The organism is Paenibacillus sp. FSL E2-0177 (genome assembly GCF_037992975.1).
GTDB classification, from domain to species: domain Bacteria; phylum Bacillota; class Bacilli; order Paenibacillales; family Paenibacillaceae; genus Paenibacillus_AQ; species Paenibacillus_AQ odorifer.
Map to the genome: position 1 here is coordinate 1,031,534 of NZ_CP150307.1, position 26,014 is coordinate 1,057,547.

General features: G+C 45.5%; 18 protein-coding genes. 8 read left to right on the forward strand and 10 right to left on the reverse strand.

Annotation, left to right across the window (positions count from 1 at the left end):
* Positions 1–24: 24 nt before the first annotated feature.
* From MHI25_RS04610 to bglX, 4 genes are all read right to left on the reverse strand, one after another.
* The gene (locus MHI25_RS04610) at positions 25–777 is read right to left on the reverse strand and encodes a MerR family transcriptional regulator (protein ID WP_076187440.1); all 753 of its coding nucleotides are present in this window, start codon (positions 775–777) and stop codon (positions 25–27) included.
* Positions 778–960: 183 nt separating this feature from the next.
* Positions 961–1,713 (reverse strand): 3'-5' exonuclease, encoded by a 753-nt coding sequence (locus tag MHI25_RS04615; protein WP_036686897.1) that lies wholly within the window; start codon positions 1,711–1,713, stop codon positions 961–963.
* Positions 1,714–1,899: 186 nt separating this feature from the next.
* Entirely contained in the window at positions 1,900–2,868 is a 969-nt protein-coding gene (locus tag MHI25_RS04620) for a metallophosphoesterase family protein (protein ID WP_076302802.1), read from the reverse strand.
* 116 nt (positions 2,869–2,984) lie between these two features.
* Complete coding sequence (gene bglX, locus MHI25_RS04625; RefSeq protein ID WP_340395051.1) at positions 2,985–5,144, reverse strand: beta-glucosidase BglX; 2,160 nt, start codon at positions 5,142–5,144, stop codon at positions 2,985–2,987.
* Between the two features lie 642 nt (positions 5,145–5,786).
* Between bglX and MHI25_RS04630 the strand changes: the two genes are divergently transcribed.
* The 5 genes from MHI25_RS04630 to MHI25_RS04650 all read left to right on the forward strand — a co-directional run bounded on the left by MHI25_RS04630 (position 5,787) and on the right by MHI25_RS04650 (position 11,329).
* The gene (locus MHI25_RS04630; RefSeq protein WP_305953532.1) at positions 5,787–6,731 is read left to right on the forward strand and encodes an ABC transporter permease subunit; all 945 of its coding nucleotides are present in this window, start codon (positions 5,787–5,789) and stop codon (positions 6,729–6,731) included.
* 28 nt (positions 6,732–6,759) lie between these two features.
* Positions 6,760–7,656 carry a carbohydrate ABC transporter permease gene (locus tag MHI25_RS04635; RefSeq protein WP_076105429.1) on the forward strand — a complete coding sequence of 299 codons (897 nt, stop codon included), beginning with the start codon at positions 6,760–6,762 and terminating at the stop codon, positions 7,654–7,656.
* Positions 7,657–7,736: 80 nt separating this feature from the next.
* Positions 7,737–9,314 carry a DUF3502 domain-containing protein gene (locus MHI25_RS04640; RefSeq protein ID WP_076105428.1) on the forward strand — a complete coding sequence of 526 codons (1,578 nt, stop codon included), beginning with the start codon at positions 7,737–7,739 and terminating at the stop codon, positions 9,312–9,314.
* 68 nt (positions 9,315–9,382) lie between these two features.
* Positions 9,383–10,405: a LacI family DNA-binding transcriptional regulator gene (locus MHI25_RS04645; protein WP_036686912.1), complete on the forward strand. Its 1,023-nt coding sequence runs from the start codon at positions 9,383–9,385 to the stop codon at positions 10,403–10,405.
* Between the two features lie 36 nt (positions 10,406–10,441).
* On the forward strand, positions 10,442–11,329 hold the full coding sequence (locus tag MHI25_RS04650; RefSeq protein ID WP_076194375.1) for a sugar phosphate isomerase/epimerase family protein: 888 nt from the start codon (positions 10,442–10,444) through the stop codon (positions 11,327–11,329).
* Between the two features lie 87 nt (positions 11,330–11,416).
* Here the strand turns inward: MHI25_RS04650 and MHI25_RS04655 are convergent, their stop codons facing one another.
* The 6 genes from MHI25_RS04655 to MHI25_RS04680 all read right to left on the reverse strand — a co-directional run bounded on the left by MHI25_RS04655 (position 11,417) and on the right by MHI25_RS04680 (position 18,736).
* Positions 11,417–12,196 (reverse strand): fused MFS/spermidine synthase, encoded by a 780-nt coding sequence (locus MHI25_RS04655; RefSeq protein ID WP_081387266.1) that lies wholly within the window; start codon positions 12,194–12,196, stop codon positions 11,417–11,419.
* Positions 12,168–13,667, reverse strand: a complete 1,500-nt coding sequence (locus tag MHI25_RS04660; RefSeq protein ID WP_340395052.1) for a response regulator — start codon at positions 13,665–13,667, stop codon at positions 12,168–12,170. The genes MHI25_RS04655 and MHI25_RS04660 overlap by 29 nt, the downstream gene beginning before the upstream one ends.
* Positions 13,668–13,684: 17 nt before the next feature.
* Positions 13,685–15,517: a sensor histidine kinase gene (locus MHI25_RS04665; protein WP_312149584.1), complete on the reverse strand. Its 1,833-nt coding sequence runs from the start codon at positions 15,515–15,517 to the stop codon at positions 13,685–13,687.
* Positions 15,518–15,552: 35 nt separating this feature from the next.
* Entirely contained in the window at positions 15,553–16,386 is an 834-nt protein-coding gene (locus MHI25_RS04670) for a carbohydrate ABC transporter permease (RefSeq protein ID WP_076130664.1), read from the reverse strand.
* A 2-nt stretch (positions 16,387–16,388) separates the two neighbouring features.
* Positions 16,389–17,282: a sugar ABC transporter permease gene (locus tag MHI25_RS04675; RefSeq protein ID WP_076105422.1), complete on the reverse strand. Its 894-nt coding sequence runs from the start codon at positions 17,280–17,282 to the stop codon at positions 16,389–16,391.
* A 107-nt stretch (positions 17,283–17,389) separates the two neighbouring features.
* Entirely contained in the window at positions 17,390–18,736 is a 1,347-nt protein-coding gene (locus MHI25_RS04680) for an extracellular solute-binding protein (RefSeq protein ID WP_076130663.1), read from the reverse strand.
* 312 nt (positions 18,737–19,048) lie between these two features.
* Here MHI25_RS04680 and MHI25_RS04685 point away from each other — a divergent pair, with 312 nt between their 5' ends.
* The 3 genes from MHI25_RS04685 (at position 19,049) to MHI25_RS04695 (ending at position 25,071) form a co-directional block, all read left to right on the forward strand.
* Positions 19,049–21,601, forward strand: coding sequence for a glycoside hydrolase family 2 protein (locus tag MHI25_RS04685; protein WP_339189646.1), 2,553 nt, complete (start codon positions 19,049–19,051; stop codon positions 21,599–21,601).
* Positions 21,602–21,626: 25 nt separating this feature from the next.
* Entirely contained in the window at positions 21,627–23,780 is a 2,154-nt protein-coding gene (locus MHI25_RS04690; protein WP_339171516.1) for an alpha-galactosidase, read from the forward strand.
* A 325-nt stretch (positions 23,781–24,105) separates the two neighbouring features.
* On the forward strand, positions 24,106–25,071 hold the full coding sequence (locus MHI25_RS04695; protein WP_339282125.1) for an alpha/beta hydrolase: 966 nt from the start codon (positions 24,106–24,108) through the stop codon (positions 25,069–25,071).
* Positions 25,072–26,014: the final 943 nt, after the last annotated feature.

Here is a 26,014-nt window from a genome sequence, read left to right on the forward strand (position 1 = left end):
TATTTTAAAATATTGTTCGTGCGCTTACGCATTTTTTCCCGTATATACATGTACGGCATCTCTTAGAAACGCAGCGAGTCCAGGGCGGCGTTTGTCATAGTATTCGGTAAAACGTTCATCATCAACATACAATTGTGCAACACCAGCATGAGCTTCTTTGGAATAGGAATTCCAGTAGAAGGAGAGCCACTCACGGTGTAGGTCTGCACTTTTTTGCGCTAATACACTGGCAGGATCTCCATGCTCCATTGCTTGCAAGAGTGTTTCGAACATCTCTTCCTCAAGCTGTTGTATAGCGGCATATTGATCTTCTGTCATTCCTTTAAGCTTTTGGTTGGATTGATTAATGGTGTCATCTCCGTATTTCTCCCTTATTTCTTGGCCATATTTCTTTTCGTTGTCATCTACCAGCTTTTGTTTAAAGCCTTCGAATTTTTCAGTATCACTCATGGTAATTCTCCCTTCTTTTTGAGCCAGCGTCTTTTCGACGTTAGCGATTAATAGATCTAATTGCTGTCTTTTTTCCAGTAGCTTGTCATGATGCTCCCGCAGCGCTTTGGCTCCGTCGAATGAGGGCTCTGTCATAATAGCCTTGATACGTTCCAGACTTAAGCCAAGCTCCCGATAAAATAAAATTTGCTGTAGTAGATCTACTTCGGTACGGCCATAGATACGATACCCCGAAGAGTTGATTCTCGCCGGCTTAAGAATGCCAAACTCATCGTAGTAGCGCAGGGTCCGTGTGCTGATTCCAGCTAACTCTGCGAGCTTCTGCACTGTGTATTCCGTAGTATCACCTCCTACAAATCAAATGTACACCTTTACGTAACGTGAAGGTCAAATGGTTTTTTTAGCATATCCAAAACAGCGGCAGCTACCCTCTGAATGATCATGGGGAAGTCTGCCGCTGCTATGAATAAGTCTATAATGTTGAGCTATGTTGAGCTTTGCTGCTTGAATTTATTTATGGCCCATCTGTGCTGTGAAATAATTGTGCAATTCCTCCAGCTTACGAGGGTCCGCAAGGGTTGCTTTGTCTGAGAAGTAGTGTTCAACGACAAGGTCCCAGGTAGGTACAATTTTTTGTGAGGTCATAGCCTTAATGGCTACCTTAACTGTTTTGCGTTCTTTGGCATTGGAGAAGGTATCTACGTAATGCTGTGAACGCTCAAAATCCAGATCCTTAAACACGGCGCGGAAGATCTCTGACGTCATCCGTGCATCATCCAGCGCCCGGTGTGCAGATCCAGTAGGCTCAAGCTCAAACAATGCCATCGCGCTTTCCACGCTGACATCATTGCTAAGACCACGCGCACGAAGAACTCCTTTGAGCAAATCGAAATACGTAGCGGACATCCAGTAGGATTCGTCCATCTTGTGCATGCGCACATCCTGAATGATTCGCTTCATGTCTTCGCCACCCCAGGTAAGCAGCAGAACTCCGTCTGTACTTAGATCAAGCCACTCTCTAAAAGCAGTGATGACTTTGGGGAAGCGGGCGGCAATGTCGATTTCCTCTTGAGGGATACCCGTTTTTTTCTTAATAAAGGAATTCAGGGTGGAGAAATATATAGGTTTGATCAAGGAAGAAAATTCATCCTTATACTGCAGTGAAGAGTCTAACCGGACGGCTCCAATCTCAATGACCTCCATAGGGTGCTCGCTGGCAAACTTACGGCCGTTGAATTCGATGTCCAGAATAATATAATCCACAGGTACTTGCCTCCGTTTCCATGACTGACGCTGTAGTGCTTAATACGTCGACTTCTCTATTTTAACAAAAAAAGTGATGTAATGGGGAATATGGAGACAAGCTAATATTTGCACAAAAAAATGAACCAGCGTAACATCTGCGCACTGGTTCATTTAATCACTATTAAAATTTAATCCTATAAAAGATTAATGTCCTGAATCGGCAGCAGGTTCAGGCATATGAATCGGCTGTTCATTTATAACGGATCCGTCATCAAGACGAAGCCAGGTATTGAAGTCTTGAGTGCCTTTGACCAGTTCGATGACGCGTGCTCCCCGCATAAAGCCTTCTTTTCCATAAGTATTGTAGCCGGTAGCACGGCCATAAGAAAGACGTATGCCATACAGGTTGCCGCTAAAATCGTTGATATGGTCATGTCCGCAGAAGGTGCCAAGCACATCACCCATTTCCAGCAAAGCTGAGAATAAGCCCGAGTTCACCTCAGGTGAGCATACACGCTCAAACTTATGCCCATGACAGACTTGTGTAGACCAGACATCCCGATATTCGGGAATTGGAATATGGAAGAAAGCCAAGGCAGGCAGCCTGTTCTCAGCAGTCTTCGGATTCAGCCGCGCAGATTCAGCCGTCAGCCAGTTGATCTGATTCCGCCCAATCCAATTGTAGCCCGGGATATCCTCATACTCGGAGTAGCCGCCAGAGTCCAGAAAATACAAAATAGCAGCCGAGTGGTCTTCCTGATCTTTAATTTCAAGAGTGTAATTGCCCGAGCCTTCCAGCTCTTCTGGACCGGCTTCGGTCAGGCAGTGGGGATGTTCCAGGGCAATTTGCATCAGTTCACTCTTTGAAATCAGAGTTTCTGTGTCATGGTTGCCAAATACAAAGGTCCAAGGGATGCCGGATCTCTCCACGGCAGCGACAGCCTCACGAAAAGCTTGTGCGGGGTGCTCGCATGCCTTGTTTCCCGGTGATACAGGACCCGTGTAAATAAGATCTCCCGTGAAAACCACAAGATCAGGTTGTTCCGCATCCAGAATGCGTTCCATCAGTGCCTCGGTAAGCTGATCCTCAGCTCTTCCATCCATCCAGTGCAGATCGGTAAATTGTACGATTTTAAAAGTGCCATCTTGCTGAAATGATAAACTGTGTCTCATTAGAATAATCTCCCTTACTATCGAATATTGAATAGCAAGCTGTGGAGGCGCCAACCCCTCATTGCGCCAAGAGGGCAATAAGGGCTGACGTCGTTAGAAGCATAGCTATACGCAGGTCAGCCGATCCAGATCCGCTGAGTGCAATGATCTCCAGAGTTTCTACCGATCATAATATCATATTCCCCAGGCTCGAAGACCAACTGATCGTCTTTTCCGTAGAACATTAACATTTCTCTGGTGATTTCGAAGGAAACCACCTGTTTCTCATGCGGTGCGAGTGTAATCTGCTGGAAGCCTTTCAGTTCCTTGACCGGGCGCACGACACTTGCGCTGACGTCGTGGATGTAGAGCTGAACGGTTTCCTTGCCGGCGATGTCCGAAGTATTCTCTACTTCAATGGAGGCAACCACCCGATCCGCAGCTTCAACATTGAAGCTGTTGTAAGCAAACTTGGAATAGCTCAGGCCATAACCAAAACAGAACAGCGGGTCATTCGGGCAGTCCAGATAACGGGTCACGTAACGCACATTAGGATACATAGGATCATAAGGACGTCCCGTTTGATAAGCATTGTAATAGACAGGAATTTGCCCAACCGAGTAGGGGAAGCTCATCGATAAACGTCCGGAAGGATTATAATCTCCGAACAGCACATCGGCCAGCGAATTTCCTGACTCTGTACCCAGAAACCAAGCCTGCAGCAGAGCGTCGCTGGCATCAAGAACGGGTTTCAGCTCCAGTGGTCTGCCGCTGAATACAATGGTGACTACCTTTTTTCCGGTATCCTTCAGACGGCAGATCAGCTTCTCCTGATTGGCTGATAGGCGGAGATTGGATTTGCTTCCGCCTTCCCCGGTATCCTGCTGGTTCTCACCGACAGCGGCGAGAATTACATCACAATCCTTCAGCGCCTGGTAGGCGTCTTCAATTTCATCCTTCACATCAAAAACACCCTCAAGCATGCTTCCCAGCTCACCAGTCATGGCCGTAAAAATATTTTCGGCAGATGTTTTTTGCGAAATGCCGGTGTAGAGTGATACAGCCGGATCTTTTTCTGTCCCGGCCCAACCGCCCAGCACATGAATGGAGGTGGCGAAAGGACCAGCCAGACCAATCTTCATGCCACGTTTAAGGGGCAAAGCATCATTGTCGTTTTTGAGCAGTACAACTGAGCTAGCTCCAAGCTCCCGTGCGGCCTGCAGATGCTCCGCGATAGGTTTCGGAGCCTCATCCACCAGCGGATCTGCATCCTTAAATGGATTATCGAACAAGCCAAGCGCGTCCTTGAGCTCAAGCACCCGGATAACAGCTTCATCGATCAAGGCGATATCAAGCTTTCCTTCCTCGACCAGAGCAGCGCCGTGGTTTAGATAGTGAGTGGACATCATCTCAATATCCAGCCCAGCAGCCAGACTTTTCTCGGCTGCCTCACGGCCATCTATCGCGGCGCCATGGGGAATCAGCTCATTAACGGAATTGAAATCGGCGATGGTAACGCCGTTGAAGCCCCATTCTTCCCGTAAAATCCCGCGAAGAAGCTCGGAATTACCACTTGCCGGGATACGGTCAATGGTATTAAATGCGGCCATCACCATGGCCACACCAGCATCTACGGCAGCCTTATAGGCTGGCAGGTAGAACTCACGCAATACGCCGGAAGACATATCCACCGTGTTGTATTCCCGTCCGCCTTCGGGAGCACCATAACCAGCGAAGTGCTTCACACAGGCGGCGATGCGTCCTTTTTCTTTTAGGTCCTTGCCCTGATAACCCCGCACCATACTTTCGGTGACACGGGCATTCAGATAGGGATCCTCACCAGATGTCTCCATGACACGTCCCCAGCGCGGGTCGCGTACGAGATCAGTCATAGGCGAGAAGGTGACGTGAATGCCGGCAGCCGCACTCTCCTTGGCGGCGATTTCAGCAAACCTTTCACAGGCTTCAAGGTCAAAGCTGCTGCCCATGGCCAGCGGAATCGGGAGGATGGTCCGGTAGCCGTGAATGACATCCGCCATGAAGAGCAGAGGAATCTTTTGTCGGCTGGTTTGCAAATGTCGGGTCTGTTGCTCGATTACATTCCGGGCTCCAATACCGTTCAGAACACTTCCGATGCTCTCCATTACCTGCGGCTTAATGTTCAGTTCCTTAAATGGTCCGGTTAAATCCACGGTATCGTCCAAACCCCAATAGTGAGGACCTAGCTGGGTTAATTGGGCCAGCTTTTCGTCCAGGGTCATATCGTTCACAAGATCTTGGATAAACGTTTTAGTCATGGTTAACTCCTTCCTCGTGAGCGCATTGAAAGTTAGTTTGTTAAATAGATGTGTAGTTCCCCGCCAGGCAGCGTAAGCATGATTTTATTAGCAAAACTTACGTTAGATAGGCGATAAGGATGGGAGTGAACCGTTAACTCTCCTGGCACACAGCTCCGAGATGCGGAATGGGCCTGAGCTATAATCAGGTTCAATTGTTGTGAAAATCATAGCATTTCTCTCTTCGGATACAGGATGAGACATGAATTAAATTAGAAGAGGATTGCATCATTAAGATGTTACATATGGAGACTGACATGCCTATGAAAGAAAAGAATAAAAACGTTTCCACAAACGATACACCTCGATATTAGTCTGAACACCAAAAAAAGTCAATCGCCTTTAGAAAAACAGCTAATTTATATTTTTTTACGTGAAATATGTAACTTTAGTACTTGTAATTCAAAAATAAAATGAATTGACAGCGCATACATTTTGGGAGTATGCTTCTCACACAGAGAGTTTTACAGAAACACTGGAAACGTTTCTACAACGCTCGATACACTTTTTTATGAAGGTTGGGCAAACTGTTTTTATTCTGGCTGCTGGACAAGAAAGGAAGGTAATTTATGCATGTGACTGAATGCATCTTTCAAATTGGAGGTGGGCACTTTGGCGAGGCTGAAGCTTGTGGGTGGAAACATTGTTCGGGAAGTCATTAAGAACAAAGTTCTTTTTCTAATGTTGCTGCCTGTAATCGTATATTTCGTTATCTTTCACTATGCTGTAATGCCTGGAGCTTACGTCGCATTTGTAGATTACAAGCTCAATAAGGGGATTTTTGGAAGTAACTTTATCGGCCTTAAGAACTTTGAGTTTCTGGTTCAAAATGGGGATCTATGGAATATTACCAAGAATACGCTGCTCTATAATATCGTCTTCCTGGCTTTAGGTAATATCATTCAAATAGTATTTGCCATTATGTTGTCTGAGATCTCAGGCAAGTGGTTCAAAAAAATATCACAATCCGTTATCCTGTTACCGAATTTCATCTCCATGGTTATCGTCGGTGTGTTTGCCTACAATATATTCAATTTCAATTCCGGGTTTATCAATACGATGTTAACTGGAATGGGGCTAGACCGTTACGAGTTCTATTCCGATCCGGGCATCTGGAAATATATTATTGTGGCTTTCAAGATCTGGGCGGGTACCGGATATGGAATGATTGTTTATCTGGCAACGATCACAGGGATTAATCATGATCTGTACGAGGCTGCTTATATGGATGGAGCGACTACCTGGCAGCGAATCCGTTATATGACCTTGCCGATTCTGAAGCCAACCTTTATTCTGCTTCTACTGTTCGGTATGGGTGGAATTCTCAAGGGATCCTTTGACCTTTTCTATAATCTGATCGGTACGAACTCTGTACTGTATCCGCAGACAGATATCATCGATACCTATGTCTTCCGTTCACTGGTGGGACAATTCAACTTCTCTATGGGTGCCGCAGTGGGCTTCTACCAATCCTTATTCGGTCTGATCCTGGTGCTTGTAGTTAACTTTATTGTACGCAAGGTAGAACCGGACAGCGCTTTGTTCTAAGACTAGACACGAAACAGGGGTGATAAATATGGAAAAGAGTACAATCAAACAGGATTCCGGAAGCATTCTCATAAAAGCAGTCAGTTATATCTGTATCGCTATCTTTGCGCTATTCTGTTTATTTCCCTTCGCGTTGATGATCTCCTCATCGTTCATGAACGAGCAGGAAATTGTTCGTGAAGGCTACAAGCTGCTGCCGAAGGCATTTTCCTTTAAGGCTTACGAGATGCTATTCAACAACTCTACTCAGCTGGTGAATGCTTATCAGGTAACTATCTTCATCACCGTAGTGGGTACGGTACTCGGACTGTTTATGATGTCGATGGCCGGATTCGTGCTCAACCGTAAGGATTTCAAGTACCGCAACTTCTTTTCCTTCTTGATTTACTTTACAACACTATTCAGTGGTGGCTTGATTCCGACATACATCCTGATGGTTAAGCACCTGCATATGAAGGACAGCTTATTCGCCATGATTCTTCCGGGTGTAGTTGGTGCATGGTCCATCTTCCTGATGCGTAATTTCATGAAGGCGATTCCGGATTCCTTATATGAATCCGCTACCATTGACGGTGCTGGCGACTTTCGCATCTATTGGCGGATATTTATTCCGCTGGCGGTTCCATCCTTGGCTACTATTGGGCTTTTCTCAGCACTAGGCTTTTGGAATGAGTGGTATAACGGGATGTTGTATATTGACAGTCCGACGAAATATCCGCTCCAATACTTTTTGCAGCGAATGGTCAATCAGACGAACTTAGGAGCGCTAATCAACTCGGGAGCGGTCATCAATACTGCTGATCTTCCGACGCAATCCATCAAGATGGCTACAGCTGTGCTGGCCACTGGACCGATTATTCTCCTGTATCCATTTGTACAGCGTTATTTCGTAACAGGCCTCACCATCGGGGCTGTAAAGGGTTAATGGACGCAATCTTCTTTTCGAAGAGCGTTTATTATAAATGAAAGTTTCATAAATAGAAGAGAAAAGGGAGGCTTACCTAAATGAAAGGTAAAAAGATCGCGTCTTCTTTAATTGCTGTCCTCATGCTTACTGGAGCACTGACAGCCTGCACATCCAAGAACAATAATGAGCCGAGTAATGATCCGGCAGCCACGAAAGCTCCAGAGGCTTCAGCCAATGCAGGCGGAGTGGATACTTCCAAGGAAGCTAAGCTGGTGTACTACCTGTGGGGCAGCGAAGGAGTTAAAAATAAAGAAATCCTCGCTGAGATTAACAAGAAGCTCAAGGCTGATCTAAACGCTACGATTGAAGTGAAGTATATTGACTGGCCGGATATCGCTACTAAGTACCCGCTGCTATTTGCTTCAGGCGAAGAATTTGATATGTCGCATGCATCTCCCGGAGCTCCGGTGTCTTATTTCACATTGGCTAGTGAAGGCGCTCTAGTGGACCTTACAGATATGCTGGATAAAGTTGCTCCTAAGCTAAAAGCGGAAATCCCGGAAAGTGTGTGGGAGAATACAAAATACAAAGGCAAAATTTATGGTGTACCAAGTCTTTATAGCGAATACACACCTGCCGGTTATGCCTATCGTTCTGACTTGCTGAAGAAATATGGAATGGACAAAATCACTTCCATTGATGATATGGTTAAATACATGGATAATGTGGTTGCTAATGAGTCCTTCCCACCAATTAACGGCAAGGCAGAAGATGCAGCCAATATGTTCAGAATGCTCGTAGATACTACAGGGATGTGGCTTAACGCTCCTGGTATATCTTTGAATGAGCTGAATCTTGTGACCAAAAGTCCAGAGGACTACAAGACCGTCTTCCATCCAGCCTTCACTCAGGAATTTGAAGATTGGGCTGTGAAGATGCGTGAATGGGCGGATAAGGGTTACTGGAGTAAAGATGTGCTGTCTGCGACCCTAGGCAGCAAGGATAACTTCAGAGCAGCTAACTCCGCAGGTTATTTGACTCATGCTCAGGACTGGATCGGCCAATACGGTGCGGATTTGAAGGCACAACCGGAATCAGATCCTTACTTCTTTACTTTTGCGGAAGCTAATAAGAAGATCAAACGTAAGATGGGCGTTGACAACTCGACTGTAATCAGCACGAACTCAGCTAATCCAGAGCGCGCTCTGATGGTGATCGAGAAGTTCATGACCGATGAAAGCTACTACAACCTCATCCAAAACGGTATTGAAGGCAAACAATATGTTATGGAAAATGGTGTTAAAAAGCAGCCTGCAGGCTTCAACGATAAAACGGACGGCGGAGGTTTCGCTGCTTGGTCACTTCGTAATGACAAATTCGTAGTTCCTACGGATACAGAAAACCCAATCCGTAACTCCTTATTCGCAGAATGGGATAAAGTGGCTATCGATGATCCTTACAATGGCTTCAGCTTTGATCCAACCAATGTTACAACTGAAATTGCTTCGATTTCCAACGTGAATTCACAGCTCGGTATTCAATTGATGCTTGGTAAAACAAGCAAAGATCCAAAAGCAGCTGTTGCAGAGTACCGCGATCAGCTGAAAAAAGCAGGAGTTGACAAGGTCATTGCCGAAGTAGAGAAGCAATTGGCTGCGTTTGTTCCTGTCAACTAAAGAAAGTTAAGGGGTGTAAGGGAGCTATAATTCGATATAGCTCCTTTACCCATAAATGGGGGAGTAAAGTGGATGTAAATATCAAGGATATCGCGCGGATTTCCGGTGTGGGCATCTCGACGGTCTCCAGGGTAATCAATAACAAGGGACCGGTGAGCAAGTCTACACGTGAGAAAGTGATGAGTGTGGTTAAGGAATACAATTATATTCCCAATTCCAACGCGCGGAATTTGAAAACTACACAATCTAAGAACATTGCACTTATGGTCAAGGGGATTACCAATCCTTTTTTCTCTAATATGATCAGAGAAATTGAACGGCAGGTCAATCTGCGGGGCTACCCGTTTCTTATCCAGCAAGTAGAGGATGGGACCGATGAAATCAATGCTGCAATTCAACTGGTGAAGGAGAAGAATCTGTGTGGGATTATCTTCATGGGTGGAACCTATGATCATTCTGAAGAGAAGTTCAAACAGCTGACGGTTCCGTTTGTGCTGACAACGATCACCTCAACGCAGGAGGTGAACCCGCTTATTTTTTCCAGCGTTATTATCAATGAAACGAAGGAAGCCTATAAGGCTACCAATTATTTGATCTCATTAGGTCATACGAATATCGGCTTTTTAGCCAAGTCTCCATTATTGGATGAAACCACGGGCAACCGGCGGTATTTAGGCTACAAAAAAGCACTCGAAGAGCAGGGTCTGCCCTATGATTCAGGGTTGGTTGAGGATTGCGAATACAGTCCCAGCTCGGGATTTAATGCTGCGCGGAGACTGCTCAACAAGAACAAGGGAATTACAGCTATATTTGCCGCTTCCGACACGATTGCCATCGGTGCTGCCAAAGCGGTGCTTACCGCGGGGTTATCTATCCCTGATGACATTTCGATCATTGGCTTTGACGGGATCGAGATGGCTGAATATTATCATCCTTCTCTTGATACAATCAGCCAGCCGGGTACGGAAATGGCCTTATCCAGTGTAGGTGTTCTGTTCGACCTCATTTCCGGACGTTCAAACCATCAGCATATTGTCTATGATGCGGTATTGCTCAAGCGTGGTTCCTGCAAGATGATTAAACCTCGTTAAGATCACACTATAAACCTTTATTGGAGTGGAACCGAAATGCAAGATACACTGAGAATAGGTACGATTGTACGTGGTGGAGAAGCCGTTAAGGTCATTCCACAAATTGTGGGGCATGGATTTGAATCATTTAATCTGAACTTTTGGCAGACCACCGGCGAAACCGATTTGATCGAAACGGCTGCACGACTGAGGGAGTTAGCTGCTGAACATGATTTTGTCATCTCTTCTGTGGGCATCTATGGCAATCCGCTCGCAGGCAGCGGCGACAATGCCGACACGTTGGCAAGCTGGGAGCGGCTGATTGATCATGCACATTTGTTTGGCACAGATATTATAGGCGGGTTCACTGGGCGATTGCCAGGTTTGTCCATTGATGAGTCCATCCCGAAGTTTACAGAGGTGTTCGGAGAACTGGCGAAGAGAGCGGCAGATCGTGGCCTGCGGATTGCTTTTGAGAATTGCGCTATGGGCGGAAACTGGCAGAGCGGAGAGTGGAACATCGCTCACAATCCTTCGGCCTGGGAGAAGATGTTCAATGCCGTTCCGGCGGATAATCTGGGATTGGAATGGGAGCCTTGCCACCAGATGATCGCATTGATTGATCCGCTTCCGCAGCTGCGCAAATGGATGGATAAAGTATTCCATGTGCATGGCAAGGATGCGACCATCGCTTGGGACATCGTCAAGGAATACGGTATTCATGGCCCCAAACCTTATGTATGGGACCGGACCCCTGGCTTCGGGGATACCAATTGGGTAGATGTAATCACCATCCTGCGCCAAGCGGGTTATAAAGGTACGATTGATATCGAAGGCTGGCATGATCCAGTGTATCGTGATGAGCTGGAAATGACCGGCCAGGTGCATGCATTGAATTACTTGAAATATTGCCGTGGTGGCAGCTTTGTGCCTAATCCGGTTTAAATGGTGCCGTATGAAAACAACCCAAAAATGACCTCGAAATCCACAGTGAAGTGGAGGATGAGGTCATTTTTTATAGTTAATCCTGATTTAATCCTGAATCAGATATCCTTGTCCCAGCTGTATTTCTTTGAAGCCAGCCAAATGGCGGGCTTGAAAGCGGATAGGGGTGCTGCCGCCAACCATAATGATATTTTGGATATCGGCGGCCCCTTCTGAAGGCAGGGAAAAGGCTCTGATATAGGCGTACTCTTCGGCTAGCGTTGTATAAATCGCGTTGATCAGCGGGTCATGTTCACCTTTTCCCATTAGATTCATGAGAATATATCCGCTTGTGTTCAACTTCGAACGGGTAATACTGAAAAATTCACGGGAGATCAAATGCCTTGGTGTACCAGCGGCAGTAAAGGCATCCAAAATGATGTAATCATATACCTGCGGGGCTTCGCCTTCAAGGATCTGACGTCCGTCACCGATCACTACGTTATCTTGACTATATCCAAAGCAGCGGCGGCTTAATTCGACTACTTGTTTGTCTAGCTCGGCTACTTTAAATCTTTTGTCCGGAAAATGTCCGGCAATTGTTCCAATTCCATGCCCAATAAGAAAAACATCCTCAAAAGAAGGGAGGTTGAACTCCATGAAGTGAATGATGGCCCGCGGATATTCAAAGAGAATTCGTTGCGGGTCATTAAGATCCATCGCACCTTGAGTGGCATGATTCGAGAACTGCATAACACGGAAGGAGCCTTTTTCACCATATAGTTCTGTTGTGTCGTAGACGGTTATTTCATGATTTTCGCTATTTCTTTGAAGCTCTGAATGCAAGTGATCGATCTCCTTATACAATACTAATTCGTTTATATTCATTGGGTGTAACCCCGACAACACGTTTAAAAAGCTTGTTGAAGTAGGCAGGATCGCCATATCCAACCTCTGCCCCAATCTCGTGAACCTTCAGGTCCGGAGCATTCTTGAGTAGATGTTTGGCTTTGCGCAGCCGAATTTCCGTGATGTAGTCCGTCAGTGTAAGTCCGGTCTCTTGCTTGAACAGCTTGCTTAAATAGCTTGGAGTCAAAAAAACCATATTCGCCAAAGTGTTCAGATCCGCATGCTGATTATAGTTAGCGGATATCCAGCGTTTTATGGTTTCTATGGCTGTGCCGGACATCTCCAGACGATGGGTTCTGATTTCGGTCAGAATGTTTGTGAAATGAGCGGTAAACATCTCCTCAATGTCGCAAAAGCTCATACTGGACGCGATTCTGTCGTCCAACCTGAGGTCGGGAGCACTTTTATTGCGGGCCTCGAATTCTTGCAGTTCCTTTTGTGCAGTTTCTTCAACCCAGCGACAGATCTGGAGAATTTGGTCAGGACCGGCTTGTTGTGCTTTCAGCACTGAGAACAGGTCATGAATCCATTCTAAGACGCCTGTCACATTCAGAATCTGCAGGTTATGGATCAGCGGTTCTCTAATTGTATTAAAGTGATCCAGGAGGTTCATCTCCGGCTGTTGAATATTCTGAATATTCGCGTAATGTACAGGCTCCGGATTATATATGCCCATGTTGCAGGCTTGTTTAGCATCTAGGTATGCCTGTCTAAGCTTGGATACCTCATTATAACAACCGCTGGTACCTACATGTAGGATCTTTCCGTGTGCAGATATCCGCATAATGTCACCGATATCTTTTAAATCGTTGTCTGACAGCGGCTCAGCAGAATATACAATCCAGACGTAGAGTCCTTTTTGAATCTCCAAGCTGTCGAAGCTCAACGCCTTCTCTTGCCGCAGACTGTCTGCGCAGGAGCAGACGGTTTCTCTGGCGCTCCCTTTGAGGACAAAGACCGAGAAATAAGGCTGGGGCAAGGTAAGGCTGGATAATAGGAGAGGGGAAGAGGGCTCTTCGATATGTAAGACTGTCAATAAAAGCCCGGAACGGTGGCGTTCTTCCTTGTCGCGCGCGAGCTGCCGTTCTTTGTCTAGCCGATAAAGCAGCTCGAACAGCTGCTCTTTATTAATTGGTTTTAATAAATAGTCTACAGCTGAGCTGCGGATGGCTTCTCGGGCATAATTAAATTCAACAAATCCACTCATTAGAATAGAGTAGATCTGCGGATGGGTGGCTTTTAACTGTTTAATCAGCTCCAAGCCATTGATTTGCGGCATACGAATATCTGTAATCACAACATCAAGTTGAAGTGTGCTTAACTTATCTAATAGATGTTTTCCATCGGAGTAGGTGCCGATGACCAGGAATTCGGCGCTTTCTTTACTGATCATTCGGGCCAGTCCTTCGCGGATTAAGATCTCATCATCCACAATCGCAATACGCAGCAATCTGAGCAGCCCCTCTCCTAAATAAATTCATCTTCACTGTATTTAGCGTTAATATCCGCAATGCGCAGGGTAACACGAGTGCCGATTCCAAGCTCACTCTCAACAAGCAGACCAAACGAACTGCCGTAATGCAGGCGAATTCTTTCATTTACATTTCGTAGTCCAATCCCGAACCTTTCATTGTCCGTTCCAGTCTGCAGACTATTGTTTAAGGAACGAAGGGTGGCTTCATCCATACCGATCCCATCATCTTCTACACAGAATACGGCATCTCCATGCTCGCTCCATGCGGTGATGCTCAAGGTGCCCGGTCCTACCTTTTGATCCAAACCGTGAAAGACAGCATTTTCTACGATCGGTTGAAAGACAAGCTTAATAACAGGAAGATGAAGGAATTCGTCCGGCACGTCGATGTTAAGTCTGAACTTGTCTGGGAATCGGATTTCCAGCAGCTGATAATAATTTCTCACATGATCCAGCTCTTGTCTAATTGTAACAGCCTCTTCGTTTCGGACAATGCTGTAACGCATTTGAAGTCCAAGTAAATAGGTTAGCTTCGCCACACGTGGATCATCATTGCTCTCTGCAAGCATGCGGATGGATTCCAGCGTATTATAAATAAAATGGGGATTAATCTGGTTTTGAAGCGCCCGCATATCAGCCTTTTGCTTCCGTTTCTCCGTGATGGACACTTCTTGTAACAGATCTTTGATCCTTATGATCATCCGATTAAAATGACTGCCCAGCATCCCAATCTCATCATTATATTTGGAATGCTGCCAGACATCCAGATTACCATGCTGCACCCGTTTCATTAAGCGGACCAAGGATTTAAGGGGTTTGGTCAGGGCATGGGAAATTATAGTCGCAACAAAAAGTGCAAAAGCAATGATAATCAGTGTGGTCAAGATAAGCGTATTACGATTCTTTTGTACAGGGGACAGGATACGTGTTAAAGGAATCGTAACCATAGTGGTCCACCCGGTCTGTTTCGAGACGGTATACACTGCAAGATAAGACTGGCCATTCAAGTCTATTTGAAAATGATCCTGCTGCTGATTTACTTGCTGCAGCAACAGCTTTGTATTCAGAGTTTGTGTATCGGCAGCCAGATTCGGAACCGCGGAATCTTCACTGGCATAAATCAGATCTCCATTGTTATCTACAATGAACGTGTTTCCTTGCGTAACTGCATTTACGGGATCGATAATGCCCTTAAACAGATTGATGTCTACATCGAAAACGAGAATTCCTATATTCTGCAATGTGCTTACAGAGTTAATCGTACGCAGAACACTAAAGACCTCTTTATGGACATTCGAGTTGGTGCGGATCGTATGTCTGCCCTGAATGACAGGCGCTGCTCCGGCATCTTCACTCATGGTTCTCCATTTGGCTAATCGTTCCTCGGGATACAGTTCATTAATTCCAGCGTCTTTATCATAAAAGACAGAACCGTACTGATCCACCAAATACACGGCAATGATCTCTTCCTTAGTATGATTCAAATAGCTAAGGAACATCGCCATGCCCGTATTTTTTTCCCAGTCGGTATTTTGCTGTGTCAGGTAGACTTGCACATCGGTGTTATACAGCGGCAGGGCTGTATATCTTTTGAGGTCGGCAATATATCGGTCGATGGTATCTGAAGCATTCGATGTCATTTGACCCGCACCGTCAGTCGCATTCACAAGAACCGAGTTGAACATGGAGCGGGACGATAGATAACTTACATAAGTGATCGGCAGAGAGATCAGAAAGACAAAGATAACGATCAGCTTGCGCTCCATCGGTAGATTGGCAAGGAACAACCACATTTTGCGTAAAGTTAACCGGATGTATGATAGCATTTGCGTTGTTCCTTTCCTGTAATAAGCTACCTACCTTATTTGACCGCTCCACTGGTTACGCCTTCAAAGATGTAACGCTGCAGGAAGAAATATAGAATTACTGTTGGCAGCAGGATAAGCAGAATAGCCGCACAGATTAAATTCCATTCCCCCGAATTGACCCCTTGAAAACGCATTAGGATCGTCGTAACTACACCAAGGCTTTGTTTCGGCATGTAGAGGTAAGGGATGTACATGTCATTGTAAATGCTAATGGTTTTCAGAATAATCAAAGTAGCCGTAGCTGGCGTAAGTAAAGGGAAAATAATCGACCGATAGATTCTGAACAGAGAGGCACCTTCTACCATCGCACTTTCATCGAGATCCACGGGAATATTACGGATAAATTGCAGATATAAAATAATTTGAATTACATCCGCTCCAATATAAAGCACGATCGGGGCGCCAAGTGTATTGTAAAGCCCCATGCTTTTGATGATACCAAAAGTCGCCACTTGTGTCGTGATACTAGGAATAATGGTGGCTACTAGATATGCACCGAAGACTACGGGTTTCAATTTGAAAGAGAAGCGTCCCAATACAAATGCTACCATAGTGCCGAACAGAATGTTCAGAATTAAAGTAATAGCTATAATGATTAACACATTACCAAATCCGTTAAGTAGACCCCCGCGCTGGAAAACGGCAGTGAAATTATCGAAATTCAAAAAGCTTTTTGGCAGTGCCATGGAGCTGCTGCTGTTAAATTCGTCAGTGGATTTAAAGGCATTGACGATGACCACATACGGAGGAAAGAGTACAACAAATACGCCGATAAGCAGCGAGAAGTATTTAATAACATCTGTGAAGCGAAATTTGGAGTATGTCATATCTATTTGTCCCCTCCCCGGCTTAGAACTAGTTGCTGTACTAACAGTACGATGACGACAAAGAAAAGCAAGATAATACTCATGGCAGAAGCGAGGCCGTAATTATTGTAAGCAAATGCAGTATCTACAACTTTTTGTACGTATGTTTCGCTGGCGCCTGCGGGGCCGCCCTTGGTCAACACGAAGGGGAGATCGAATACTTCCAGTGCCCCTGTGACGGTAAGAAATAAGTTAAGCTGGATGACTGGCTTCATATTCGGTAAAGTAATTCTCCAAAGTGTTTGAAAAGGTCCGGCACCATCGATCTTTGAGGCCTCATAGATATCGTTTGGAATGGCCTGCAAGGAGGCGATGTAGATTACCATGTTATAACCCATGAAACGCCAAAATCCTGTGGACGCCAGAGAATAGTTAACCAGTCCTTCTGTTCCAAGCCAACTGGTCTGTCCTAGTCCGGTAAGACCGATGCTATTCAGGAACATATTCAGAGAGCCATTGGTGGTGTCAAAGACATAACCAAACATAAAGGCGACGGCGACACCGTTCATAATGTAAGGGAGGAACAGTAAGATTCGAAATGCATTTTTTCCTTTCAACTTACTATTGAGCACAATCGCAAAATAAATAGCGACGATATTCTGGAGAATTCCCATCGCGAAATAAGCAAAGTTATGGGTAAATACCTTGAAAATATCGGGGTTGGAGAAGACTTCGCGGTAATTATCGAGACCGACCCAAGGCTTCTCAGGGCTATAGCCATCCCAGTTCGTAAAGCTGTAATAAATCAGCTTGAGTGCCGGATAATACGTGAATGTTGCGAGCAGCAACAAAGGAATCGTGAGGAAGGATACAATGATAATCGTCTTCTGTTTGTTATAGGAAAGTGTTCCGAACATCGCTAGCCCTTCTTTCATAAAAACGTGGTATGGAAAGGCAAAATGGATTATCCGTAAAAGCAATAATCCATTTTGCTCCGTAGTGTACTTCGAATCAAAAGCTCAAATTAATAACCGAGGTCCTTCTTGGCTTTAGCCCAAGCTTTATTCCACTTGTCTAATACGGTTTGTGGATCTTTGGCAAGTACAAATTCCTGTACAACAGCAGGGAGATCCAGCTGTGCCTTGTTGCCGATTTCTGTAACCTTTGCATCGTCAACAGTTCCTTCTACCAGTTCTACTCCGGTAGCTTGGAATTCTTTCAGCTGAGTCAGATTGGATTCCTTGCCTTTTAATGGAGAGATAAAGCCGGCGAAATCCTCATAACCTGAATCTTCAATCATCCATTTTACGAAGGCTTTAGCTGCCTCTAAATTTTTGCTGTTTTTGGCAACGGCATAGAAGAAGTCAGGGCTAAGGGTAGCAGATGGTTTACCCGAATTGTCATAAGGGAATGGGAAGAAGCCAACATTGTCTGAAGAAGCGCCTGCTCCGATAACTTGGTTAATAACCCAGTTGCCAAGATAGTACATAGCGAATTTGCCGGAAGCGATGTCCTTTTTCGATTGCTCCCAGTTGGTGGAGTTGATGTCTTTTTCCAGATAGCCTTTTTCATTGAGCTCTCTAAGTAGGCTGAAGGCTTTGCCATAACCGTTGTCCATAGTGAATGGTGTTTCAGAGTTCAGCTTAGCATTTGGAAAATCAGGATTGCCTTCAATTAAGCGTGGTGTGTCATAAGCCCAAGTACCAAGTGGCCATTTGTCTTTAAAGTTAGAGGACATTGGAATAACACCTTTTGCTTTCAGCTTCTCGCAGGCAGCCAGGAATTCATCCCAAGTCTTAGGCGTTTCGGTGATGCCGGCATCAGTGAATGCTGTTTTGTTATAAACAATACCGGAAGTAGAGTTCCCTGTAGTAATTCCGTAAAGCTTACCATCAAAGGATTTGAAGTCTTTAAAGGTGATCTGATCGTTCAAGCCGAGATCATCCAGTGAAGCAAAATATTTTGGCAGGTCCGAGTTAGGAATAGAAGGAATAAACATAACGTCTGGAAGCTCGCCGCTGGCCATTCTGACTTTAGCCTGTTGGTTATAGTCGGTTTGGGAAGCTTCGAATTCGACTTTAATGTTCGGGTATTTTTCATTAAAGCGCTTTAAATATTCGTCATATTCTTTGCCGATCATGTCTGTTCTGTTAGTTAGGAAGGTGATTTTGCCGCTGATATCAGCTCCTGCTGCAGGTTCGGCAGTTGCATTCGTGTCACCGCCGGTATTCTCTGCGTTAGTTGCTGCGGGCTTTTCAGTTGCGGCAGCACCGTTATTCGTGGTGTTGTCATTATTCGAACCACAACCAGCAAGTGTTGAAGATAAGACCATAATCATAACAAAGGATAACGAAAATAACTTATTTCTCATAGCTTAATCCCCTTTTCGTTTTTATTGTTAGCGTTTACATGAACATTATAGCTTTATCGAAGCCGTTAATAAATGTATTGTATTATTATTTATTGTCTTTATTTGTTTTGTTTCTGCGTTTATAATTAGCATGTACCTAACAATCAGATAACAAAATACAAAGAATATCAAAAGGGTTCAATGAATTAATTGAAGTCTTATGCTATTTTTGAGAAGTCTATGCTTACAAAACTTTAGGCATCTGCTTCCGAAGCGAGTTTTGCGCGAAGTCATTCAGAGAAGTCTATGCTTACAAAACTTTTAGGAGGTATTATGAAACATTTGCATATGAATCTTGCGAAGTGGGAATTTAGAGGCTGTGGTGATGAGGAGTGGCTTCCGGCGACTGTGCCAGGTACAGTCCATACGGATTTACTAAAGAACGGGAAGATTTCAGACCCCTTTTATGGAACAAATGAACATGATCTACAGTGGATCGATAAGAAGGACTGGGAATATCAAACCTCGTTGCAGTTGGGGGAAGAGTGGCAGGAGCTTGCTTGTACGGAGCTAGTTTTTGAGGGACTGGATACTTATGCAGATGTGTACGTGAATAATGTACATGTGCTCGCTGCTGATAATATGTTTCTGGCATGGAAAGTGGATGTCAAAGATCAGTTAAAGACTGGAGAAAATAATATACGGGTGAAGTTCCGCTCTGTGGTTAAGGAAGATTTACCGAAATTAGCGAAGCTGGGTTACGCGCTGCCTGCCTCGAATGATCAATCCGAGCTTGGGGGATTAGATGAACAACGGATTAGTATTTTTGCGCGCAAAGCACCTTATCATTACGGCTGGGATTGGGGCCCGCGTTTCTTGACCAGTGGAATATGGCGTGCGGCAGCTCTGGTGGGACGTGACACCGTTCAAATTACAGACCTCTATATCCGTCAAAATGTGATTGCTAAGGAAGAAGCTCGCCTGACCGCAATTGTAGAAGTGGATGCTCCTGCTGCTTGGCGGGGAATGCTGCGAATAAGTGCCGATGGTTTGGAGTGGATGCAAGCGGTTACTTTAGAAGAAGGCATGCAGCAATTAGAGATGAATATTGTAATATCCGAGCCACAGCTCTGGTGGTGCAGAGGGTTCGGAGAGCCTCATTTATATACATTCCAGGCAGAATTGGTACAAAATGCGGAAGTAGAGGTTAGCAAAAGTGTAAAAACCGGACTCCGCAGTATTGAATTGATTCGGGAGCGTGATGCCAAAGGAGCTTCGTTTTCTTTTGCGCTGAATGGAGTTTCCGTCTTCGCCAAAGGTGCCAATCATATTCCAAATGACAGCTTCACCACAGAAGTAACCGAGGAGCGGTATCGGCATGAAATTGCCACGGCAGTAGAATCGAATATGAATATGCTGCGCGTTTGGGGCGGCGGTATATATGAAGAAGATATTTTTTATCAGCTCTGTGATGAATACGGACTGCTGGTCTGGCAGGACTTTATGTTCGCTTGCAGTATGTATCCCGGGGACGAGGCGTTCCTTGAAAATGTGAAAAAAGAAGCCGAATACAACGTTAAAAGATTGCGCAATCATCCCTGCATCGCCTTATGGTGTGGCAACAACGAGATTGATTCGGCCTGGTCACAGTTCGAGGAAAATATGGGCTGGGGCTGGAAAGAAAAACTCGGCGCTGAGCAAAGAACGACAATGTGGGCCGATTATATTAAAATCTTCCACCGTATTCTGCCGGAGGCTGTAGCCGCGTTCCATCCAGGTGTGGACTATTGGCCGTCTTCGCCGCTGCGGGAGCTGACTGGCGATATTAATCAGCATGCGACGCGGATTGTGGGCGAAGGGGATGTGCATTACTGGGGCGTGTGGCACGGAATCGAGCCTTTTGAGAACTATAATACAAAGGTTGGCCGCTTCATGAGTGAATATGGCTTCCAGTCGTTCCCGGAACTAAAAACGGTAATGAGCTATGCAGAAGAGCAGGATTTGGAGCTTACCTCAGAGGTGATGCTGGCGCATCAGAAGAATGGTCGCGGTAATCTGCTGATCAAAGAATATATGGATATGTATCTGCCGCAGCCAAAGGACTTCAAAGCCTTTTTATATATGAGTCAAATCCTGCAGGCCGAAGCGATCCGAATCGCGATTGAAAGCCACAGAAGAAATAAACCTTATTGTATGGGCACTTTATACTGGCAGATGAATGATTGCTGGCCGGTGGCTTCTTGGGCGGGCATGGATTATAACGGGCGCTGGAAAGCCCTGCAATATACCGTGCGTTCAAGCTTCCAAGATGTTTTGTTGTCTATCGACGGTACAGACCGTGAGAAGGTAGACATTCATGTCGTATCTGATTTAAGAACAGCAGTGAGCGCTGAGTTGGTGCTTACTTTGTATCAGTTTAACGGTTCGGTGCTGCGAGAGTGGGCACATCCCGTTGAGCTGGGAGCTGATTCTGCTGCTATCGTATTCTCGTCTCCTGTGGCAGAGCTGCTAGAAGGTCAAGGGGTGGGTGATGTATTGCTTGGAATTTGCTTGCAGGCGGATGGCCAGGTGATAGATCACAAGCTGCATTATTTTACTCCGGAAAAAGAAATTCCATTGCAGCGCTCAGTAATTACCGTGCTGGAAACTCCAGAGAGCGGTGGATTAAGCTTCACCGTGACCAGTGATGTATTGGCTAGAGGTGTATACCTGACTTCGGAAGAGGAAGGAATATTCTCTGACAATTATTTTGACCTTCTCCCAGGTCAGACCAAGACGATAGAGTTCTCACAACGCGGGAACGATGGAAGAGACTGGATTCCTGCCGCACCTAAGGGGCTAAAGGTTCAATCGATGGTTGATTTTGTGAGCGAAGATTTGCTGTAAATCCTAAGGAGAGAAGGACTGGCACATGGGGATTTTAATTCAGGAAGATAAGGGATTATTCCATTTACAGAGCGCAGGGATGAGTTATATTCTTCAGCTTGTTAATGATTATCCTGCACATGTGTATTGGGGCAAGAAGCTGCGGAGTGACAGCAATTTGGAAGGGCTGTTGAATCTGGGAGGAAATACGGGTCTCGACCGGCTCCCGCAGGAATATCCCCAATACGGCACGGGAGATTTCAGAACACCAGCTTATCAAGTTCGGCTCGAAGACGGCACTCGTATTACAGAGCTGAAATACAGCGGGTACCGGGTAGTTGAGGGTAAACCCTCACTGCCGGGTCTGCCATCTGTATATGTTGAGTCTGCGCAAGAAGCACAGACGTTGGAGCTTACACTTAAGGATGATTACGCCAAGCTGAGTGTTATTTTGCGCTATACGGTTTTTGAACATACCAACGTAATCACCCGCTCTGTGGAGTTCACCAATGCGGGGGAAACACAGCTGCGATTGCAGCGTGCACTGAGTGCTAGTGTCGATTTCTCGTCTGGCGATATGGATATGATCTATTTGGCAGGAGCTTGGTCAAGGGAAGGTAATCTGACCCGTAGACGTCTGGTGCAAGGGGGTACGACCATTGGGAGCCGCAGAGGGATGAGCAGCCACCAGTTAAATCCATTTGCAGCGCTGGTGAAACCTGAAACGGATGAAAATCATGGAGAGGCCTACGGCTTCAGTCTTGTATATAGTGGAGGCTTTGAAGCTGAGGCAGAGGTCGACTCCTTCGGGATGACCCGGTTTACGATGGGGCTGAATTCTTTTGATTTCTCCTGGCTGCTGGAGCCGGGCGAACAATTCCAGACCCCAGAAGTAGTGATGGTGTATTCTTCCGAGGGGATCGGGGAAATGTCGAGAACCTATCATCGCCTGTACCGGACCCGTTTATGCAGAGGGTTATATAGAGATAAGGAACGGCCCATTCTGGTCAACAATTGGGAAGCCACCTATTTCAACTTCGATGCGGATAAATTGGAGTCGATTGCCGCGGAAGGAGCGAAACTCGGGATAGAGCTATTCGTACTGGACGACGGTTGGTTTGGCAAAAGAGACGCAGATAACTCCTCTCTCGGAGACTGGGTAGAGGATCTGCGCAAGCTTCCAGGCGGATTGTCTGATGTGGCGCAGCGTGTGAACAATCTAGGCTTGCAGTTTGGCCTCTGGTTCGAGCCGGAGATGATCTCGCCAGACAGCGAGCTCTATCGTAAGCATCCCGACTGGTGTCTGCATGTGCCGGGACGCCGCCGTAGCGAAGCCCGCTGGCAATTGGTGCTGGACTATACTCGGGAGGATGTACGTCAGTACATTTATGAGTCACTGTCCCGGATTTTCTCGACCGTGCCCATTAGTTATGTGAAATGGGATATGAACCGTTGTTTAACGGAGATTGGCTCTGCAGAGTTACCTTCTGAACGCCAAGGGGAAACCGCTCATCGTTATGTGCTTGGTCTGTATGAGCTATTGGAGCGAATAACTTCAGAGTTTCCGCATATCCTGTTCGAGAGCTGCTGTAGTGGTGGTGGCCGCTTCGACCCAGGCATGCTGCATTACATGCCGCAGACCTGGACTAGTGACGATACAGATGCTGTGGAACGACTGAAGATTCAGTATGGAACAAGTCTGGTGTATCCGGTTAGTTCGATAGGCGCGCATGTGTCTGCCGTGCCGAATCATCAGGTAGGACGGATCACCCCGCTGTCTTTTCGTGGAGATGTAGCTATGTCCGGTAATTTCGGTTATGAGCTGGATCTTACGAAGTTTACAGACGAAGAGAAGGAACTTGTGAAGGAACAGGTTGCGAACTATAAACAAATCCGCAGTCTTGTGCAGCAAGGGAATCTGTACCGGCTGCAAAGCCCGTTTGAGGGCAATGAGACAGCATGGATGTTCGTGTCCGATGATCAGCGTGAGGCATTAGTTTATTACTTCCGGGTAATGGCTGTGCCGCACCCGCCCCGCCGTAGCTTGAAGCTGAATGGTTTAAATCCGGAGCTGGATTACATTCTGGAGGCAAGTGGTGAGGTTTACGGTGGTGATCGGCTAATGCAGGCTGGGCTGGCTCTGCCGGATATCCAGCAGGATTTTGTTAGCGGATGTTATAAATTGAAGGTGCAGGAATAGAGTTTATTGCAAGTCATCAGCAAGCCATGAGCCTAGCTCGTGGTTTGCTTTTTTTGTTCAAAGATGAATTTGAATCAGCTGAAGCTGCGGATGGCAAGGCAGCCTTGATCGTATCCACCTCCACACATATATTCCTCCTGTTATGGCATCCTGTGCAGCTACCCTTGTGCATGACACTATAGCTTTTTTTGCATGTTCATATTCCGTTCATATTGAGGTCATAGAGAGTACATCTTCATTGGTTAATCTTAGCTTAGCAGTTAGTTATGGTAGTCCAAAACACAGCTGATGACAGGAGAAGATACGAGTGGAAATAAAAGAAAGAATGAAAATGAAGGCGGGCACGAGAACAAGTAAAACACTAAACATACTACTTAAAGTAGTAGGAGCAATAATCATCGCAATCGTGCTTTTTCTCGCTATTGTCTATACAGTTAATTTGATCAGCAATAAATCGGAACAAAATAAAATAGAACCCTATGGTCAGTTAGTGCCCGTAGATGGGAAAAACATGAATGTTTATATTCAAGGAAAAGGTGAAGAAACAGTCGTGCTACTACCGGGTTATGGCACAGCAGCGCCAGCTCTTGATTTTAAAGCATTAATAGATGAACTGTCGCCGTTTTACAAAGTTGTCATGATTGAGCCTTTTGGGTATGGATTAAGTGATCTGACCAAAAAGGAGCGCAGCACGGAGAATATTGTAAGTGAAATTCATGAAGCTTTACAGGCTCTTAATATTGACCGTTATATTCTAATGGGCCACTCTATTTCAGGCATATATGGACTAGATTATGTTAACAAGTATGAAAATGAAGTGAGTGCATTTGTCGGGCTTGATAGTAGTGTCCCATCGATAAGCGAGAGGAAGATCGAAGCTTCGGAGTTAAGAACTATAAATCTGCTCAAAAAATCAGGTTTAATCAGATTGCAAATGAAATTTAGTGCTGACCCAATTGCTGAACTACCATTTGATGATAAAACAAAAGAACAAATGAGACTGATCAATCGCAAAAACATATTTAATCCCACCCAATTAAATGAAGCTGGAATGATGTATTCTAATTTTAAATCAGCTGAAAGCTTAACATTTCCTAAAAATCTTCCTCTTATTTTCTTTATACAAGCGAATCAACCAGCAACGGATAGATGGATACCAGAGCATGAAAAGCAAATCAAGGACTCTGTGCATGGAAAAATAGTGAAGTTTGAAGAGGGACATTATTTATATCGCACTAAAGCAAAAGAAATCGTAAAAGACTTTCAGGCATTTATGAAAGAAATAAAATAAGTGCTGCCGTCGAGCCGACCGGATTTCAGGATTTCCTCTGATTTTCGTTCGGTTTTTTATTAGTCCGTAAGATATGGGGGAGTGCCACCAGTAACGATGGTCTAATCTTTAGGTTTGGTCTGGGATAAGAATGAGAAGGCGTCGGCTACATTTAATGGAGAGTCCCTTGGTTGCTGCTAGGTTCCTAGGTACCCTGCTTCGGATCGGACTCAGGAGTCCTTATTTGCTAGAAAAGAGGCAATTGAGGCTACTTTCGGACCCCAGCGACGCTATTGGCTAATTATCGCGACCATATGGGGTGTTTTGGAGTAAATAGCTGCACCTGAGTCCGATACCATCTCAAATATGCGTTTTTTTCGCAAATAGTGGCTATACGGTCCGTAAGTAAATAGGGAGTAGGGGTGGTATGAGAGAGTATGAGAAAGTATGAGAAAGTATGAGGGAGTATGAGGGAGTATGAGGTAGTATGATGGGGTTCCACCAGTTAACGATGCTCCAATCATTATGGTCTGGTCTGGGATAAGAATGAGAAGGCGCCGGCTACATATGATGGAGAGTTCCCTTGGTTGCTGCTAGGTTCCTAGGTACCCTGCTTCGGATCGGACTCAGGAGTCCTTATTTGCTAGAAAAGAGGCAATTGAGGTTACTTTCGGACCCCAGCGACGCTATTGGCTAATTATCGCGACCGCATGGGGTGTTTTGGAGTAAATAGCTGCATCTGAGTCCGATAGCATCTCAAATATGCGTTTTTTTCGCGAATAGAGGCTATACGGTCCGTAAGTGAATGGGGAGTAGGGGTGGTATGAGAAAGTATGAGGAAGTATGAGGAAGTATGAGGAAGTATGAGAAAGTATGGGGGAGTGCCACCAGTTAACGATGGTCTAATCTTTAGGGTTTGGTCTGGGTTAAGAATGAGAAGGCGTCAGCTACTTTTAATGGAGAG

Bases quoted from the DNA above. Each gene is read 5' to 3' on its own strand.
- bglX (WP_340395051.1), bottom strand. From the start codon at position 5,144: ATGACTAAAACGTTTATCCAAGATCTTGTGAACGATATGACCCTGGAC.
- MHI25_RS04695 (WP_339282125.1), top strand. From the start codon at position 24,106: ATGAAAATGAAGGCGGGCACGAGAACAAGTAAAACACTAAACATACTA.
- MHI25_RS04690 (WP_339171516.1), top strand. From the start codon at position 21,627: ATGGGGATTTTAATTCAGGAAGATAAGGGATTATTCCATTTACAGAGC.
- MHI25_RS04650 (WP_076194375.1), top strand. From the start codon at position 10,442: ATGCAAGATACACTGAGAATAGGTACGATTGTACGTGGTGGAGAAGCC.
- MHI25_RS04670 (WP_076130664.1), bottom strand. From the start codon at position 16,386: ATGACATACTCCAAATTTCGCTTCACAGATGTTATTAAATACTTCTCG.
- MHI25_RS04665 (WP_312149584.1), bottom strand. From the start codon at position 15,517: ATGCTATCATACATCCGGTTAACTTTACGCAAAATGTGGTTGTTCCTT.
- MHI25_RS04640 (WP_076105428.1), top strand. From the start codon at position 7,737: ATGAAAGGTAAAAAGATCGCGTCTTCTTTAATTGCTGTCCTCATGCTT.
- MHI25_RS04685 (WP_339189646.1), top strand. From the start codon at position 19,049: ATGAAACATTTGCATATGAATCTTGCGAAGTGGGAATTTAGAGGCTGT.
- MHI25_RS04655 (WP_081387266.1), bottom strand. From the start codon at position 12,196: ATGAATATAAACGAATTAGTATTGTATAAGGAGATCGATCACTTGCAT.
- MHI25_RS04675 (WP_076105422.1), bottom strand. From the start codon at position 17,282: ATGTTCGGAACACTTTCCTATAACAAACAGAAGACGATTATCATTGTA.
- MHI25_RS04620 (WP_076302802.1), bottom strand. From the start codon at position 2,868: ATGAGACACAGTTTATCATTTCAGCAAGATGGCACTTTTAAAATCGTA.
- MHI25_RS04635 (WP_076105429.1), top strand. From the start codon at position 6,760: ATGGAAAAGAGTACAATCAAACAGGATTCCGGAAGCATTCTCATAAAA.
- MHI25_RS04680 (WP_076130663.1), bottom strand. From the start codon at position 18,736: ATGAGAAATAAGTTATTTTCGTTATCCTTTGTTATGATTATGGTCTTA.